13 protein-coding genes are annotated in these 16,949 nt (G+C 74.9%); 9 read left to right on the top strand and 4 right to left on the bottom strand.

Going from position 1 to position 16,949, the window contains the following annotated elements; translation table 11 throughout:
* The first annotated feature begins 195 nt into the window (after window positions 1-195).
* Both GD748_RS11230 and GD748_RS11225 read left to right on the top strand, forming a co-directional pair.
* The gene (locus GD748_RS11230) at window positions 196-1,800 is read left to right on the top strand and encodes an FAD-binding oxidoreductase (RefSeq protein WP_152195297.1); all 1,605 of its coding nucleotides are present in this window, start codon (window positions 196-198) and stop codon (window positions 1,798-1,800) included.
* Window positions 1,801-1,900: 100 nt separating this feature from the next.
* Complete coding sequence (locus GD748_RS11225; RefSeq protein ID WP_152195296.1) at window positions 1,901-2,356, top strand: methyltransferase family protein; 456 nt, start codon at window positions 1,901-1,903, stop codon at window positions 2,354-2,356.
* Between the two features lie 77 nt (window positions 2,357-2,433).
* Here the strand turns inward: GD748_RS11225 and GD748_RS11220 are convergent, their stop codons facing one another.
* Window positions 2,434-3,171, bottom strand: coding sequence for a DUF5701 family protein (locus tag GD748_RS11220; protein ID WP_152195295.1), 738 nt, complete (start codon window positions 3,169-3,171; stop codon window positions 2,434-2,436).
* 307 nt (window positions 3,172-3,478) lie between these two features.
* On the opposite strand from GD748_RS11220, the gene GD748_RS11215 reads away from it, so the two are divergent.
* A complete protein-coding gene (locus GD748_RS11215) occupies window positions 3,479-3,664 on the top strand; it encodes a DUF6191 domain-containing protein (protein WP_152195294.1) in 186 nt (61 codons plus the stop codon).
* 284 nt (window positions 3,665-3,948) lie between these two features.
* Here GD748_RS11215 and GD748_RS11210 read toward each other — a convergent pair whose 3' ends face one another.
* A complete protein-coding gene (locus GD748_RS11210) occupies window positions 3,949-5,592 on the bottom strand; it encodes a helix-turn-helix transcriptional regulator (protein WP_152195293.1) in 1,644 nt (547 codons plus the stop codon).
* Between the two features lie 184 nt (window positions 5,593-5,776).
* Complete coding sequence (locus GD748_RS11205; RefSeq protein WP_152195292.1) at window positions 5,777-6,145, bottom strand: VOC family protein; 369 nt, start codon at window positions 6,143-6,145, stop codon at window positions 5,777-5,779.
* Between the two features lie 268 nt (window positions 6,146-6,413).
* Between GD748_RS11205 and GD748_RS11200 the strand changes: the two genes are divergently transcribed.
* From GD748_RS11200 to GD748_RS11175, 6 genes are all read left to right on the top strand, one after another.
* Window positions 6,414-7,394, top strand: coding sequence for an AAA family ATPase (locus GD748_RS11200; RefSeq protein WP_152195291.1), 981 nt, complete (start codon window positions 6,414-6,416; stop codon window positions 7,392-7,394).
* Window positions 7,391-8,620 (top strand): DUF58 domain-containing protein, encoded by a 1,230-nt coding sequence (locus tag GD748_RS11195; protein WP_152195290.1) that lies wholly within the window; start codon window positions 7,391-7,393, stop codon window positions 8,618-8,620. The genes GD748_RS11200 and GD748_RS11195 overlap by 4 nt, the downstream gene beginning before the upstream one ends.
* Window positions 8,617-10,935 carry a transglutaminase family protein gene (locus GD748_RS11190; protein ID WP_152195289.1) on the top strand — a complete coding sequence of 773 codons (2,319 nt, stop codon included), beginning with the start codon at window positions 8,617-8,619 and terminating at the stop codon, window positions 10,933-10,935. Before GD748_RS11195 ends, GD748_RS11190 begins: the two co-directional genes overlap by 4 nt.
* Window positions 10,936-11,011: 76 nt before the next feature.
* A complete protein-coding gene (locus tag GD748_RS11185) occupies window positions 11,012-12,049 on the top strand; it encodes a sucrase ferredoxin (RefSeq protein WP_152195288.1) in 1,038 nt (345 codons plus the stop codon).
* 119 nt (window positions 12,050-12,168) lie between these two features.
* Window positions 12,169-13,080, top strand: coding sequence for a hypothetical protein (locus tag GD748_RS11180; RefSeq protein WP_152816284.1), 912 nt, complete (start codon window positions 12,169-12,171; stop codon window positions 13,078-13,080).
* A gap of 207 nt (window positions 13,081-13,287) precedes the next feature.
* The gene (locus GD748_RS11175; RefSeq protein ID WP_152195286.1) at window positions 13,288-14,211 is read left to right on the top strand and encodes a trypsin-like peptidase domain-containing protein; all 924 of its coding nucleotides are present in this window, start codon (window positions 13,288-13,290) and stop codon (window positions 14,209-14,211) included.
* 20 nt (window positions 14,212-14,231) lie between these two features.
* Here GD748_RS11175 and hrpB read toward each other — a convergent pair whose 3' ends face one another.
* Window positions 14,232-16,727, bottom strand: coding sequence for an ATP-dependent helicase HrpB (gene hrpB, locus GD748_RS11170; protein ID WP_152195676.1), 2,496 nt, complete (start codon window positions 16,725-16,727; stop codon window positions 14,232-14,234).
* Window positions 16,728-16,949: the final 222 nt, after the last annotated feature.

Raw genomic sequence — 16,949 nt, 5'->3', positions numbered from 1 at the left:
AACCCTGGTCGTCCGGACCTGCCCGGCGATCCCGGCCCGGCAAGATGGTCGAACGTCACGGTCCGACCATTGTTCGGCGCCATGCGCAGACCTAGACTTCTCGCGACCGGACTAGCGGGGGTGCGCTCGGCCGGGTCGACGGCGCCCTGGCCAAGCAGTGCAGGCTCGTCGGATCCTTGCGCCGCGGAGGTCACCATGACCGGCACTCCCAGGCTCGACGTCGACTTCTCCGCGCTCCAGGACCGGCTCACCGGCCGCGTGCACCTGCCCGGCGAGGACTCGTACACAGCTCTTACCACTCCCTGGAACCTGGCTGTCCAGCCCACGCCGTCCGCCGTCGTCGCCGTCGCCGACGCCGCCGACATCGGCGAGGTGCTCCGTTTCGCAGCCACGGTCGGGCTTCCCGTCGCCGTCCAGTCGACCGGTCACGGAATCGTCGACAACCTTGACGGCGCACTCCTCGTCCACGTCGGTGCCCTGGACGAGTGCACCGTGCACCCCGAGGGATGGGCACGCGTCGGCGCCGGCGTGAAGTGGCAGACGGTCCTCGACGCGGCGGCCGTGCACGGTCTCGCCGCGCTGGTCGGCTCGGCGCCGGACGTCGGGGTCGTCGGCTACACGACCGGCGGTGGTATCGGACCCGTGGCCCGGACCTGGGGCGCCGCCTCGGACCGGGTGCGCGCCGTCGACGTCGTCACCGGCGACGGCGTCGTCCGCCGCGCCACCGCGACCGAGGAACCTGACCTCTTCTGGGGGCTGCGCGGTGGCAAAGGGGCACTCGGCGTCGTCACCGCCGTCGAGTTCGACCTGGTCGAGCAGCCCGAGATCTACGGCGGCGGTCTCTACTTCGACAGCGAGCACACGACTGCGGTACTCCACAGCTGGCGGACGTGGTGCGAGGACCTGCCGCCCGAGGCGACGACGTCGCTCGCCCTGCTCAACCTGCCCGACGGCGTCCCCGGAGTTCCCCCGCCGTTGGCGGGCCGTTTCAGCGTCGCCGTCAGGTTCGTCTGGACCGGGGACCACCGCGACGGCGCACGGGTCCTCGCACCGATCCGCGCCGTGGCCGAACCGATCATCGACGCAGTCGGACCGTTGCCGTTCAGCCAGATCGGGTTCGTGCACTCCGACCCGGTCGACCCGCTACCCGTCCACGAGTCGAGCCACCTACTGAACGAGCTGCCCGGTGAGGCCGTCGACGCACTGCTCGCCGTCGCGGGCCCGGGGACAGGCTCGCCGCAGCTGATGGTGGAGATTCGCCAGCTCGGCGGTGCCCTGGCACGACCGGGACCGGTATCCAGCGCACTCTGCCAACGGGACGCGGCCTTCTCGGTGCTGCTCATCGGAGTGCCCGCACCGCCGATCGCCGAGGCGGTGCTCTCGCACGCCGCCATGGTCGCCGAGGTGCTCGCTCCGTGGACCACGGGAGGAAGGCTTCCCAACTTCGGCGCGGACGCCGGCGTCGAGAGCTTCGCGCGGTGCTACGACGCCCCGACCATGTCCCGGCTGACCGACCTGGCCGAGCGGTACGACCCGCACAGTCTGTTCCGGGTGGGACACGTCCCGGCCCGCACACCCGCGACCGCACCTCGTGCTCCCGTCGACGACGCCGAGGCGGCCGACGCGACAGTACGCACCGTGTCGGTGCCGGCCTCGGACCCCGAGCCGGACGTCATGGCCGGGAGGGCGGCGGCGACCGTGCCCGAGCAAGAGACCGACCTCGAGCGAGGGACCGGCCTCGAGCGCGAGACCGAGCTCAAGCGAGGGCCTGACCTCGAGCGAGGGACCGAGCTCGACTGACATCACGTGGGCGCGACCACCGTCTGCATCCCGACTGCCCTCGCTGTCGGGGCACGCCGTCCACCCGTAGCAGAGCGAACACGCGTGTCATGCTTCCGAGATGGACCGCTCCGATGCGCTCGTCGCCGCCCAGGCTCTCGCCCTGGTCGCCGTGGCGGCGCGCGGCCGGCCGCGCTGGCGGCTGTCGACCGGGCTCACGGTGGCGGCCGGCACCCTCGTCGTGGGCGGCGGCGCGCTCGCCCTCGCCGGTGTCGTTCCGCACCAGGGCCGGGTGAGCCCGCGGGTCCGCCCGCCGGCCGGCGCCCACCTGATCACCACCGGGCCCTACGCCGTGACCCGCAACCCGATCTACGCGGGTCTGGCGCTCGCCACGACCGGCGTCGCGATACTGCGCCGCCGCCCGCTGCCGCTGGTGGCCGCCGGCGTGCTCGCCGTCGTCCTCACGGCCAAGGCGAGGCTCGAGGAGGACGCACTGGCAGAGCGCTTCGGCGACGCCTACAGCGACTACGCCGCCCACACGCCCCGGCTGCTCGGGCTGCCCCGCCACTCCCGGTGACCTCTGCTGACCGCTCCCAACGTCGCCGAGGCTCGGGCGGCACGGAGTCGCTTATCTCTGCGGCCGCCCGCACCCGATCAGACCGCTGGCATCGCTCGTCGGTAGCCGGCCGACGCGGTGCCCAACCAGGTGTGCGGGTTGCGGTCCCAGCACCAGCCCAGCTTCGGACGGCGCTCGCTGATCCAGATCGCGGGGACGCGCTGGTTGGTGCCCGTACGCGACGCTGCGAGGGAGAAGCACCGGTTCGGCCGGAGCATGTCCGGCCGCAGGATCACGACGGCGAGACCCTCGGCGATCGTCAGCGGGCTGCGGCCGGCCTCGACGACGGACGCCAGGGCGGTCTCGGGCGTGACGTTGACGTAACGCGAGCCCACGTCGATGCCGCCGAGCAGGTACGCGACGCCGTCCGGCAGGTCGACGCCGTCGACCGGACGGTAGGTCTCGATCTCCTCGTCGTCGATCACGCTGACACCGTGCTTGGTCCCGCGTCGCATCGCGGGCACCGCATCGTTGGGTCGCCGTGCGGCGTGGTCGAGCACGACGACGAAGGGGACGTGGTCGTCCTCCGGGACGGCACTGTCGTGCGCGTCCAGACGGAGGTCGGCGACCAGGCCGCGCAGCGGCAGGAGCGCCGCCCGGAAGGCCGGCTCGTCGAGGCCGAGCAGCTCGGGGAATCCGAGGTCGACGTAGGTCTGCACCTGGCGGTCGAGCTCGGCGCCGCCGTCGGCCTTCGGGTCGTAGGAGCGGGCGGTGGGCGAGACCGGCGCGGTGAGCGTGGGCAGGTTCTCGGGGTGGCTGACGATGACGGTAGGCAACGGCGGTCCTCTCCACGGCGGCGGCACCCGGCACTCCGGGCCAATGCTCAACGTCAGCTGGCCGGCGGTTTGTTCCCGGTCCGTGGGCAGCAGCCCGACGAGATTCGGCGGCCGACCTGCTGCAGACAGCACCCGACAAGATGCGGTACACGACCTACCGCAGGCAGCGCCGCGCGAGATGCGGTTGCAGAGGCCAACCTCAGACAGCACCCCGTGATGGGGTGGCCGACCCACCTCGGACAGCACCCGACGGAACGCGGTGAGCGTTCCTCCTGCAGCCGCGTCATCTCACGCGTAGGTTGGCGGCATGACGGAGCTGTTCGAGATCTTCGAGCCCGGTCTCAAGCACCTGAACGCCGAGCGGGAGCGCCAGCGCCACGAGGTGCAGATCCCGGGCGACGCGGCGCCGCCGTTCGGGATCGACCTCGACGACAACGTCGCGTACATCGAACGTCCTGTGCGCCCTCGCGAACCCGACGAGCCCGAGACATAACCGGGCACACGGGCGCCACCCGGTACGCGCCCGGACCTGCACGAACACTGCACGGAGGCGGCCAAGCCGCGGCGTCGACGTACCCAAGGGCGATGGAGCGAGGTCTACTGCCGGCCGTCGGCTGCGCGGGTCGTCCGCGCATGCCGCACCGACGTCGTCGCGCTCAAGGGTGATGGAGCGAGGTTTAGCATGCTGGCCGCCGGCTGCCCCTGGCCGTCCGCGCAGGCCGTACCGACGTCGTCACGAGCGCGCCCAGGCCCGTACTGCCAACGCACCGTGCGGACTCACACGAGGTGGTGCTCGTACGCGTACGCGGTCACCGCTGAGCGGGAGGTGAGGTCGAGCTTGGTGAAGATGTTGCTCAGGTGCCGCGCCACGGTCTTCTCGCTCAGGAAGAGCTGGGCGGCGACGGCCCGGTTCGTCCGACCCGTCGCGACGAGGCGCAGCACCTCCACCTCGCGAGGCGTCAGTCCGCCGGGCGCGTCGGCATCCGGCGTCACCAGGGCCAGCTCCTGGTCCACCCGGACGAGGTCGGGGTCTGCACCGAGGCGTCGGAACGTGCGACGGGCGGCGTCGAGCTCCAGCCGGGCCCCGTCCCGGTCGTCCAGCGCCCGGCACGCCTGCGCGAGCAGCACTCGGGTGCGGGCCACCTCGTACGGGTCGTCGAGCCGCTGCCACGCTGCCCACGCGGCGCGGAGGGACTCCAGCGCCGGGCGCGGTTCGCCGGCCGCCAGGAGCACTGCACCACGGGCCTGCCCGGCCAGCGCGGTGAGCACCGGCGCACCTGCCGTCCGTGCGACCTGTGCCAACGTCTGGGCCGCGGTACGAGCTCCCTCGGCGTCCCCGGCGGTCAGCAGGATCTCGACCGCGGCGGCCAGGGTCGCGCTCTGTGACGCGAGGTCGCCGGGCTCGTCGCACGCGCGGCGGATCGAGGCGGCGGCGTCGTCGACGGCCCCCTGCGCCAGCCGGAGGAGCGCCAACCCCGGCTGCGGGTCGACGCCGTAGTCGGCAGCCGTGCGGTACGCCGTCTCGGCGGCCGCCGTCTCCCCGCGCAGCCGCAGCACCTCGGCCTGCTGGTACCACGCCGCCCCGGCGACGCGGGCGGCGCCCAGACCGGTGAGCCGCTCGAGCGCCCGCCCCGCCTCGGCCATGCAGTCCTGCCACGCGCCACGGTGGCGCATCACGAGCGAGCGGTGGGCGAGGCACTCCCCCCGGAAGGGGACGAGGTCGGGCTGCGACTCGCACCACCGGGTCAGCGCCTCGGTCCACTCCCGCGCACGTCCGACGTCGAGGGCCGCCGCGCAGACCCCGAGCACGCCGCAGTAGATGATCCCCGCCGGCATGCTGGAGACCTCTCCCGAGGTGACGGCGACCATGACCTCGTCGAGCACAGCGAGACCGGCACTGCGTTCGCCCTGCATCACCTGGGTGGCGCCGAGGGCCATCTTCCCCAGGGCGGCCAGGTCCTGGTCGCCGGCGCGCTCGCCGTGGGCCAGCGCGGCGGTCGCGGCCGTCATGGCCTCCACGGTCCGGCCGGCCACCATGTCCCCGCGCGCCCGGGCGACCTCGAGGTATCCGGCGGCGGCCGATCCACCGACCCCGTCGTCGACGAGTCGCTGCACGCGTGCGAACCAGCCGGCCGCCTGGGCCGGGTTGCCGCTCTCGAACATCGTCAGACCGGCCCAGAATGCGCTGCGCGCGGCACGGTCGCCGTCGCCGACGGCGATGAATCCCTGGTAGGCGCGGGCGATGAGGTCGACCGCCTCCTCGTCGCGGCCGAGAAGCAGCGCGGAGGTGGCGAGGAGGTCCAGGTCCTCCGGTCCGGTCCGTGCGTCCTGGGCGACGGCGGCCAGCTCGCTGTACGCGTCGGCCCACCTACGGCGCGCGAACGCCTCACGTCCTCGGTCCCGCTTCTCCACCACGGACATCGCACTCTCCACCGCGGCCCGCCGGGCCCGCCGGCGCAGGCCGCACCACCACGCTACTCCCGGGCGCCGTCGCCGTTGTGGACACGACCGTGGCACCGGGGGGTGCACGACGTGTGCAGCACGAGGTAGGGAGCACGAGGTGGCGCGCGCCAACCCGCTCGGCCGGAGCTCGGCCGGCGCTCCGCTATGCCTGGACGATCTGCTGGACCGCCCAGCCGTTGCCGTCAGGGTCGGCGAAGAACACGAACCGACCCCACGGGAAGTCCTGGACCTCGCTCACCGGGACACCGCGGTCCGCCAGCTCGGCGTGCGCCTCCTCGATGTCGCTGACGACGAGCTGGAGGCCCTCGACAGAGCCGGGCGTCATCCCCGACAGGCCCTCGCCGATGGCGATCGACGCCGCCGATCCCGGTGGTGTGAGCTGGACGAACCGGATCCCGCCACCGACGTCGTGGTCGTGGTCGAGGACGAAGCCGGCCTTCTCCGTGTAGAACGCCAGTGCGCGGTCGACGTCGCTGACGGGCACCTGGACGAGCTCGAGTCGGAAGTCCATGCACGGACGCTACGCGCCGGCAGGTGGGACGTCATGCCGATTTCTCCGCCGCGCACGCCCACGCCCGCCGGGGTCTCCGGCCGGGTCTCCCCCGGGGGCCTCCGGCCGGGTCGCTCCCCGAGTCGGTAGCCGGGTCACCCGTCGGGGCTCCGGCCGGGTCACCCGTCGGGGCTCCGGCCGGGTCACCCGTCAGGCTCCGGGCAGGTCACCCTGCACGTCACCGGCCCAAGTGTTCCCCCGTGCCCCTCGGATGAGGGATCATCGGCAGATGGATCCGGTAGTCACCGAAGACGTCGACGTCTCGCTCGAGCGCCTGCACTCCGTGGTGGGCGACGCCCACCAGGCGATGACCACAGTGATCGAGGGCAAGGACGACGTCGTCCGGACAGCACTGACCGTGCTCCTCGCCGGCGGGCACCTCCTCATCGAGGACGTCCCCGGCGTCGGCAAGACGATGCTCGCCAAGGCGTTGGCCCGCACCATCGACTGCACGGTGCGCCGCATCCAGTTCACCCCGGACCTGCTGCCGAGCGACATCACCGGCGTCAGCGTGTTCAACCAGGACAGCCACGCCTTCGAGTTCCGTGCCGGCGCCATCTTCGCCAACATCGTGGTCGGCGACGAGATCAACCGCGCCTCGCCCAAGACCCAGTCCGCGCTGCTCGAGTCCATGGAGGAGCGCCAGGTCACCGTCGACGGCCGCACCTACGTGCTGCCCGACCCGTTCATGGTCATGGCGACCCAGAACCCGTTCGAGATGGAGGGCACCTACCCGCTGCCCGAGGCGCAGCGCGACCGGTTCATGGCCCGGATCTCCATGGGCTACCCGGCGGCGGGCGCCGAGCTGCGCATGCTCGACACCCACGGCTCCGGCTCCCCGCTGGCCACGCTGCAGCCGGTCACCGACGCCGCCACCGTCGCCTCGCTCGTGGGCACCGTCGAGCGGCTGCACACCTCCCCGGCGGTGCGCCAGTACGTCGTCGACCTGGTGACCGCGACCCGCAGCAGCCGGTACCTGCGCCTGGGCGCCTCGCCCCGCGCCGGTCTGCACCTCCTGCGCGCCGCCCGCGCGCACGCCGCGCTCGAGGGCCGTGACCACGTGCTTCCCGACGACGTCCAGCACCTCCTCTCACCCGTGCTCGCCCACCGGGTCCTCCTGACCGGCGAGGCCGAGCTCTCCGGCGCCGGCGCTCACGAGGTCCTGACCTCCCTCATGGCCGGTGTCCCCGTCCCCGACCGACCGCGATGAACGCACCCCGGCTGACGATGCGGGGGCGGACCTTCCTGGCCGCCGGGGTGCTCGTCGTCGTCGCCGCGACGCTGCTCGGCTTCCCCGACGTCACCCGCATCGGCGTCCTGCTCGCCGTGCTGCCCCTGCTCGCGTGCCTGTCCATCTGGCGGCGGGCGCCGCGGCTCGCCGTCGCACGTCATGTGGCCCCGGTCCACCTCCAGCGGGGCGAGGACGCGCACGTGCGCCTCGAGCTGCGCAACGACGGGCGGCGCGCGACCCTCCCCCACCTCGCCGAGGAGCACGTCGACCCAGCACTCGGGGCGCCCGCGCGCTTCGTGCTGCCCCGGATGGCGCCGCAGGAGGTCCAGACCCTCACCTACCCGTTGCACGCCACCGTCCGCGGCAGCTACCACCTCGGTCCGGTGCGCCTCGGCCTGACGGACCCGTTCGGCATGGCCGGCACCGTCCTCACCCTGCGCCCGACGGCGGAGGTGCTCGTCCTCCCCCGGGTGGAGCCCATCGACGGACCCGGGCTCCGCCGTCAGGGCGGCACCGGCGACTGGCCGGTGCCGCACATGGTGGCGACCCAGGGCGAGGACGACGTGAGCACCCGCACCTACCGGGTCGGCGACGACCTGCGACGCATCCACTGGCCGGCCACGGCGCACCGCGCCGAGCTCATGGTCCGGCAGGAGGAGCGGCCCGCCCGGCGCCGCGCCGTCCTCGTGCTGGACTCGCGCCGCACCGCCCACCGCGGCCACGGCGACGGCAGCTCGTTCGAGTGGGCCGTCAGCGCCGTCGCCTCGGTGGCCGTCCACCTCGCCGCCCAGGGCTACTCCCTCCAGCTCGTCTCCACCGAGACGGTCCGCGACGGTCGCGCCGGCGAGGTTCTCGGCGTCGACGTCGTCCTGCGGTACCTGGCCGTGGCGCTGCCCGAGGCCGGCGACCTCGAGCCCGTGCTGCGGGCGGCCCGCTCCAGCGCACCTGGTGCCCTGATCGCCGTCGTCGCCGACGAGGACGCCGAAGCCCTCCACCAGCTGGCCCGCGCGCGCGGCTCCGGCACGACGGGGATCCTCCTCGTGCTCCGCACCGACACGTTCGCCCCCGGCACCGAGCCGCGGCCTACCGCCGAGCTGGTCGGCATCGCCCGGCAGGCCGGCTGGCGCACCGAGGCGGTCGACGCCGAGACGAGCGTCCGGACGGTCTGGCACCACCTCGCCCGGTCCCGGGAGACGGTCCGGTGATCAGCCGCAGCCGCATCCTCGACGCCCTGCTCGCGGCCCTGGCCACGGCGGTGGCGAGCTGGTCCGTGGCCGGGCTCCTCCAGGGCCGGGAGTGGGTCTGGCCGATGCTGACCGGGCTCGCCGTCGTCGCGGCGGTCGGCATCCTGGCGCGCGCCGTGCGGCTGCCCGCCTGGGCCGTGGTCACCGCCCAGGCGGCACTGGCAGGCATCGTGCTGACCTGGATCTTCGCGCCGGGCCACCACTGGTTCGGCCTCCCGCGCACCTCCGGCCTCGAGACCCTGCGCGCCCTGCTGGGCCAGGGCGTCGTGACGATCCAGGAGGAGTCCGTGCCCGCGCCAGCGACCGCCGGTCTGGTGTTCGTCGTCGTCGCCTCCATGGTCGCCGTGGGCCTTGCCGTGGACGCCATCGGCGTGACGCTGCGCTCCCCCGCCCTGGCCGGCCTGCCGCTCCTGGTCGTCCTGACGGTGACCGCCTCCGGCACCGGGAAGGCCCTCTCGCCGCAGTACTTCCTCGCGACCGCCGCCGTGTGGCTGCCGCTGGTCGCCCGGCAGAGCATCTCCACCGTGCGGAGCTGGTCGAACCAGCACGCCTGGTCGCGCACCACCACGGTGACGGGGCCGGCCGAGACGGTGGTGGAGCGCAGCACCCGGCGGCACCGCACGTGGGCGACGTCGCTCGGCGTGGTCACCGTCGTCCTCGCCGTGCTCCTTCCCGGTTTCCTCCCCCACCTCTCGCCGACGACCGTCCTGCAGGGGCTGGGCCGGGGGCCGGAGGTCGCCTCCGGAGAGGTGACCTTCACGGAGACCCTCGACCTCGCAGCCGACCTCGGGAGCCGCAGCAACCAGCCGGTGCTGAGGTACCGCACGGACGACGCGCGCTCGGCGCCCCTGCGGGTACGCGTGACGCCGCTGTACTCCGACGGCCGGTGGTGGCCGGTGGTCCGGAGCCCCGGCACGACCACCGCGGAGCCGCCGCTCGAGCCGGTCGGCGGACCGGAGGTGGAACGCGACGAGTGGTCGCTCACGGTGGTCCTCAACGAGCTCAAGTCGCCCCAGGTGGCGCTTCCCCACCCGCTCGTCGAAGCCGACTTCGGCCAGATCGACTGGGACCTCGACCCGCAGACCGGCGTCGCCTACGTGCGCGAGCGTCCCGAGACCTACGAGGCCACCGCGTGGCGTCCCGCCGGCCCCCTGCCCGAGGGCATCGGCGAGGGACCGCCGCCGGACGTCGTCGAGGAGCCGTTGCTGCAGGTCGACGTGCTCTCCTCGGACCTGGTGGTGCCCCTCGCCACCGAGCTGACCGCCGGAGCCGAGAACCAGATCCAGGCCGCCCGGGCGATCCAGGGCTACTTGCGCGGTCCCGAGTTCTTCTACTCGCTGACCCTCGCGGACCCCGTCGTCGGCGAGGACGGGCGCACCCTGGACCCGATCAGCCACTTCCTCACGACGAAGCAGGGCTACTGCACCCAGTTCGCCTCGGCGATGGTCATGATGGCGCGCGCGGTGGGGATCCCCGCCCGGATGGCGGTCGGGTTCCTCCCGGGCGACCGGGAGGCGGACGGGTCGCGCACGATCGTCCGGGCCGACGCGCACGCGTGGCCCGAGCTCTACATCAACGGTCTGGGCTGGACCCGCTTCGAGCCCACCCCCGGCGGGCGGTCCGGCGCTGCGCCGGTGTACCTGACCGAGGCGGACATGGACGGCCTGACCCCGGCCACCCCCGAGCCGACGGTCGAGGCCACCGAGCCGCCTGTGACCGACCCTCGGATGGACAACGCCGTGGGCGGGTCGACCGGCAGCAGCTGGTTCGACGACGTGCTCGGTCTCCTGGCCGACGTCGCCCCGCCGCTCGCCATCCTCCTGCTGCTGGCCCTCGTCGTCCCGTCCGCCGGGCGCTGGCGGCGCGAGGCCGGCACCCGTGCCGCCCGCGACGACGGCGGCCGCGTCGAGGGGCACTGGCGCAGCCTCGTCCTGACGCTCACCGACCTCGGCCTGCCCCCGCCGGTCGGCGCCACGCCGCGCCAGGTCGCCGAGCACTACCGCGACGCCGCCGCTCTCTCCGGAGCGCCGGCGACGGCGATGGGCCGGGCGGCCGCGCGGCTCGAGCGGGCGCGGTACGCCCCCGGCGCCACCGAGGTCGGCACCATGGCGCAGGACGTGGGGCTGGTCGTCGCCAAGGTCAGGTCGGCGCTGCCGTGGCGGGCCCGGCTGCGAGCGTGGTGGTGGCCGCGCAGCGGCCGGGACCAGATCCGGGCGATGGCCACGCGGGTGGCCGACCTCGGACGTGCGCGCCGGCCGGTGCGTCCGGGCGCGTGAGCGCCGCTGCCCGGTGCGTGACGCCCGGGGCGTGACGCCCGGAGCGAGGTGCATGGACCCCACCTACACTCGGGGCGTGCCCCTGCCCACCGAGCGCGCCGCCATGACCAGCACCCGGCCGAGCGCCTGCAGCCGGCTCAGCCTCGACGCCGGCGAGCCGCTCGCCGGCAGCGCCTCGACCGCGAACGGCTACCTCGTCGTCGAGCACGGCGGCCCGTGGGGTGCCAAGGTGCTGCGGGACGCGCCGTTCGCAGACCACGACGGCACGCCTGTCGCCCTCGGCGAACACCTCGCCCGGGTCCTCGCCCCGCTCGGTGTCACCACCCTCCTGGCCCGACGCACCGGCTCGCGGCACGGCATCCCGTTCCCCGCCACGGTCATGCTCGTCGCGGTCGACGCCGCCGGCGGGCACGGCGCACGGACGACCGTCGGCGGCATCTCCGAGATCCTCTCCTGGGACCTCCCCGAGCTGCTCGCTCGGCTGCTCGGCGGTGCGGTCCCTGCGGGGTGGGACCGGCTCGACACGCAGTACCTGGTGTGTACGCACGCACGGCGCGACGCCTGCTGCGGCGAGCTCGGCCGCCCCCTCGTGGCGGCGCTCGGCACGCGGGACCCGGGACGGACCTGGGAGGTCAGCCACCTGGGCGGTCACCGGCTCGCCGCCTCCGCCCTCGTGCTGCCCGACGGGGTGGTCTACGGCCGTCTCGGACCGGACGACGTCCCTTCCCTGGTCTCGGCGCACACCGAGGGCGCGGTCCTCAGCCGGTCCCTCCGCGGCCGGGCGGCCCTGCCCCAACCCGCTCAGGCCGCCGAGATCGCGCTGCGCAGGCATACCGGTATCCGCGGCTCCTCCGGCCTGCGCCTGGACTCCGTCGACGGCGCCGAGGACCGCACCACGACGCACTGGACTGCGAACGACGGCACCTCCTGGCGGGTGGTGGTGCACACCGAGCGGCCCGACGCCCCGGAGATGGCGCGAGCTGCGGTGCGGAGCCGTCACCGCCCGCCGCCCGGCAGCGGGTCGTGGAGATCGTGCCCGCCGACGACCAGCAGGTCCGACGGCCGTCCAGCTGACAACCGACTGCCTCTACCCGCCGTCGACCGGCGGCGGTAGCATCTGACCAGCGCCGCCGGGACCGGTGGGGACTCGCGAACCAATGGCGCCCGGGCACTTCGGGCCGCCTCCCGCGAACCCACGTCGTCCGTGATCGCCGACGGTCGCAGGAGCCGGCCATGGCTGCGATGACACCGCCGCGACGCCTGGTCGCGGCTTGCGGAGCGACACTGCTCCTCCTGGTGGCGTGCACGAGCGATCCGGGCCCAGCACCATCCGTGCCGACAGCACCGTCTGTGCCGACCGAGCCGCCGACGGCAAGCTCTCCCGACCCGCTCGAGCCGGACTCTTCGGCCGGGCCGGCCACCGGCTCGGAGTACCTGCCAATCACTGTCGAGAACATCGTCGGGACCTGGGTGACAGCGGACCAGTTCGGGTGGCTGTGGTCGTTCAGCGCCGACGGGAGCGTGACCTGGGTCAATCCGTTGCCGACCGACGACGGTGCACCCTACGAGAGCACGACCTTCGAGCTGGAGTCGGGCACGATGAGCACGCCGTTCTGCACGTGGGAGATGGACATCTGGGCCGACGGATCGATGTACGGCGTCACCGTCGACGGGGTGGAGGACTGCCCCGACGGGGAGTCGTGGGAGTGGGCAAAGCTGTCGCCGGCGCCTGGGGTCGCCACCCTGGTGCTCGAGACCAGGTCGGACCCTGCCCCGCGAGCACCGTCCGAGCTGATCCACGTCAGTCACGCATGGTGGCAGCAGGAGTCCGGGCACCTGATGCTGATCAGCTACGACACTGCAGCCGAGGCGGCCCGCTACGCGCTCGACGACGACGGCGACCTGTTCACCGACCCTGACGACGTCGGAACCGTCACCATCGACGAGGCGGGCACGGTCACCCTCACCAGCACCGGGTCGGCGAGCTGCCCAGCGGGTGCGCTGGTCACCCTGGGCGGGGAGCTGGCGCAGGCGGACGGAGAGGCGACGGGACCGGCGTGGAGCTGGGATACCGAGGCCGTCGGTGCCTCCGGTGGGTGTCCGGCGCACGAGGGCCTCGACGGCACCTGGGTCTCCGTCTCGTAGCGCCCGCGACAGGAAGCCCGGCAGCGTGACGGCAGGGAGGCGTGGCCGGGTGACGGCGGGAGGCCTGGCCAGGTAACGGCGGGGTGTCAGCCGCCGCACGGGCCCCGTCCCCCGCCCGTCCTCGGCCCGAGCCGGCGCACCCGTGCCGTCCGCCGTCGGCGTAACCCGACCGGGCATGCCCGGGCCGGGCCGTGTCGTTGTGCCGTCATGGACCCGGCGATGGACGCCTACTCGAGCGTCGTCAGCTCGGTCGCGGCCGCCCTGCAGCCCTCCGTGCTGTCCGTCCTCGTGCGCAGCCGCCGCGGCAGCGGGGCCGGCTCCGCCGTCGCCTTCACCGACGACGGGCCTCTGCTCACCAGCGCCCACGTCGTGGCCGACGTGACCGGCGGCGGGGTCGTCACCGCCGGCGGCGAGGAGGCGCCGTTCGACGTCCTCGGCGTGGACCGGCTCTCCGAGCTCGCCGTCCTGCGCACCCGCAGCCACCTCACCCCGCCGGCCGAGCTCGGCGACGCCGACGGCCTGCGCGTGGGGCAGCTCGTCGTCGCCGTCGGGAACCCCATGGGGCTCGCCGGCTCCGTCACCGCGGGCGTGGTCAGCGCCCTCGGCCGGTCCCTGCCGGTACGGACCGCGCGGGGCGCGCACTCCATCGACGACGTCATCCAGACCGACGCCGCGCTGAACCCGGGCAACAGCGGCGGCGCCCTGGCCGAGTCGTCGGCCACCGTCGTCGGCATCAACACCGCGGTCGCCGGCTTTGGCCTGGGCCTGGCCGTGCCGGTGAACTCCACGACCCGGCGGATCGTCTCCGAGCTCATCGCCTCCGGGCGGGTGCGGCGCGCGTGGCTCGGCGTCGGCGGCGTGACCCTGGCGGTCCCGCCGGCGCTGGCGGAGCGGCTCGGGCGGCGCACCGGCCTGCACGTGGCCGAGGTGGTCCCCGGCAGCCCGGCGGCCCGCGCCGGCATCTACCTCGGCGACATCGTGATCGCCTCGGGCGCCACACCGGTGACCACCGCGCAGGACCTCCAACGACTGATGCTCGGCACGTCCGTTGGCGCACCGTTCCCGGTCACGCTCTACCGGCGCGGTGCCCTCGTCGACGTCGTCGCCACCCTCGCCGAGCTCGTGGTCTGAAGGCCGGCGCGCTGCGTTTCTCAGCCGCCCGAGCGACGGCGGACCCCGCGGACCGGCGTCGCGGCGAGCGGGTCCTCGGGCCAGTCGTGCTTGGGGTAGCGGCCGCGCAGCTCGGCCCGGACACCGGGGTACCCGCTGCGCCAGAAGGACTCCAGGTCAGCCGTGACCGCCGCCGGTCGCCGGGCCGGAGAGAGCAGGTGCAGCAGCAGTGCCACCCTGCCGTCGGCGACGCGGGGGCTCTCTCGCCAGCCGAAGACCTCCTGCACGCGCACGGCGAGCACGGGCTGCTCGCCGTCGTAGTCCACGCGGACGCTCGAGCCGCTGGGGACCTGCAACCGCTCCGGCGCCAGCTCGTCCAGTCGCCCCGCCTGCGGCCACGGCAGCAGCCGGCGCAGGGCCGCGAGCACGTCGATGCGGCGCAGGTCGCGCGTCCCGCGGATGCGCGCCAGGTCGGGACCGAGCCAGCCGTCCAGGTCCGCGAGCAGTGCGGCGTCCGAGACGTCCGGCCACGGCGCGCCGAGCGCAGCGTGGAGGAACGCGAGCCGCTGCCGCAGCCCCACGGCGGCCGGCGTCCACGGCATCAGCCCCAGTCCCTCGCGGTCCAGGCCCTCGCGCACCGCGGCGACGACGAGGCCGGCGGGCGGGTCGGCGATCGTCGTCGAGGAGAGCTCGATGGCCCCGAGCGACGTGGTCCGCCGGGCCACCACCCGTCCGTCGTCCCAGCCGATCTGCTCCTCCTCCGTCAGCGCCGCGGGTGCGGCCTCGACCGCCAGGTCCGCGTCGATCGGCGCGGCGGACCGGATCGTCGCGTCGCGCCGTCCGGCCCCGCGGTCCGCCTCGGCGACGGCGAGCCACGGCAGCCCGGCCAGGGCCGAGCCCGGCGGGAGGACGGCGCCCGTGCCCGAGACCATCAGGTAGGTGCTCCCGCCCGGCCGCAGGCGCGCGACCCGGTCCGGGTGCGCGAGCGCGACCACGAGGCCGACGGCGAGGTCGTCCGTCAGGGGCGCGCTGCCCGTGCCGGCGCCCTCGTCGCGGGGTAGCGACTCGCGCAGCCGCCGGGTCTGCGCGGACCAGGTGGCCGACTCCGGCCCGCCCCGGCGCAGCGCCCGCAGCGCGGCCACCAGGTCCCCGCCCGGTGCCCGCACGTCCTCCGAGAGCAGGGCCACCACCTCCGCGGCCCGTCGCGGCCCCACCTCGGCCGCGGCGTCGAGCAGGGCACGGGCCAGGCGCGGGTCGGTGGCGATGCCGGCGATCTTCCGGCCCCTCGGCGTCACCGTGCCGCCGGGCTCGAGCGCCCCGATGCCGACCAGCGTCGTGCGGGCCGCGTCCATCGCGGCCTGCGGTGGTGGGTCGAGTAGCGCGAGCCCGGTACCGTCCGGGCTGCCCCAGCAGGCGAGCTCGAGGGCGAAGGCAGTCAGGTCGGCGGTGGCGATCGCCGGCTGCGGGTGGGCGCGGAGCTTCGCGTGGTCGCTCTGGGACCAGCAGCGGTAGACGGCACCCGGCGCCTCGCGGCCGGCCCGGCCCGCCCGCTGCTCGGCGGCGGCCCGGCTGACCGAGACGGTGACCAGGCCGGCCAGGCCACGCCGGTGGTCGGCGCGCGGCTCGCGGGAGAACCCGGCGTCGACGACCACCCGGACCCCGGGCACCGTGAGGGAGGACTCGGCGACGGCCGTGGCGATGACCACGCGGCGCCGGGGTCCCGGGGTGAGGGCGAGGTCCTGCTCACGGTGGGGCAGGCGGCCGTGCAGGGGGCGGACGTCGGCGTCGACCCCGGCGAGGCGGCGGGCCGTGCCGGCGACCTCGCCCGCGCCCGGGACGAACACCAGCACGTCGCCCTCCCGCTCGGCCAGCGCGCGGCGCGTGCAGGCGGCCACGTGGTCGAGGAACGAGGGGGTCACGCCCCGGTCGTCTGCGCGGGCCACCTGCGCGGGCGGCGGGCACCACACCTGGTCCACCGGGTGCAGCGCCCCCTTGACTGCCACCACGGGCGCCGGTCGGGTCCCGCCGATCAGCGCCGCCGTGCGCTCGGCCTCGACGGTCGCAGACATCGCGACCAGCGGCAGGTCCTCGCGCAGGTTGGTCCGGACGTCGACCAGGAGGGCGAGGGCGAGATCGGCATCGAGGTGGCGCTCGTGCACCTCGTCCAGGACGACGGCGCCCACACCGGGCAGGTCCGGGTCGCGCTGCAGGCGACGCAGCAGCACCCCGGTGGTCACCACCTCGATGCGGGTGGCGCCGCTGGTGCGCCGGTCGCCGCGGACGGAGTAGCCGACGCTCTGTCCGACCGGCTCGCCGAGCAGCTGGGCGAGCCGGCGGGCCGCCGCGCGCGCGGCGATGCGGCGGGGCTGGGTCACCACGACGGTCCCCGTCACGGTCGCCGCCAGCGCGGGTGGGACGAGCGTGGTCTTGCCGGTGCCGGGCGGCGCGTGCACCACCGCCGTGCCGTGCGCCCGGACGGCGTCGACCAGCGCGGGCAGGCCGCGGCGGACCGGCAGGTCCGGCGGGTCGGCGAGCAGTCTCGCGATGGGGTCGGGCACCCGTGCAGTCTGCCGGGCGACGGCGGCGCACCGCGAGACGGCCCCCTCCGCGCGGCGCCCGCGGCCGGTCGGAGCGGCGTGCACCACGGCTCCCGGCCCCGTCCGCACGGCGCCTAGCGGCCGGTCGGGCGGCGCGCACCACGGCCCGCGGCCCCATCCGCACGGCGCCTAGCGGCCGGTCGGGCGGCGCGCACCACGGCC

Source organism: Georgenia subflava (assembly GCF_009193155.1).
Lineage (GTDB): Bacteria > Actinomycetota > Actinomycetes > Actinomycetales > Actinomycetaceae > Georgenia > Georgenia subflava.
Note: the sequence above shows the minus strand (reverse complement) of the source record. Positions and strands in the feature narration are given on the sequence as shown.

Coding starts and splice junctions, on each gene's coding strand:
- GD748_RS11230 (WP_152195297.1), top strand. CDS start 196: ATGACCGGCACTCCCAGGCTCGACGTCGACTTCTCCGCGCTCCAGGAC.
- GD748_RS11225 (WP_152195296.1), top strand. CDS start 1,901: ATGGACCGCTCCGATGCGCTCGTCGCCGCCCAGGCTCTCGCCCTGGTC.
- GD748_RS11215 (WP_152195294.1), top strand. CDS start 3,479: ATGACGGAGCTGTTCGAGATCTTCGAGCCCGGTCTCAAGCACCTGAAC.
- GD748_RS11210 (WP_152195293.1), bottom strand. CDS start 5,592: ATGTCCGTGGTGGAGAAGCGGGACCGAGGACGTGAGGCGTTCGCGCGC.
- GD748_RS11205 (WP_152195292.1), bottom strand. CDS start 6,145: ATGGACTTCCGACTCGAGCTCGTCCAGGTGCCCGTCAGCGACGTCGAC.
- GD748_RS11200 (WP_152195291.1), top strand. CDS start 6,414: ATGGATCCGGTAGTCACCGAAGACGTCGACGTCTCGCTCGAGCGCCTG.
- GD748_RS11195 (WP_152195290.1), top strand. CDS start 7,391: ATGAACGCACCCCGGCTGACGATGCGGGGGCGGACCTTCCTGGCCGCC.
- GD748_RS11180 (WP_152816284.1), top strand. CDS start 12,169: ATGGCTGCGATGACACCGCCGCGACGCCTGGTCGCGGCTTGCGGAGCG.
- GD748_RS11175 (WP_152195286.1), top strand. CDS start 13,288: ATGGACCCGGCGATGGACGCCTACTCGAGCGTCGTCAGCTCGGTCGCG.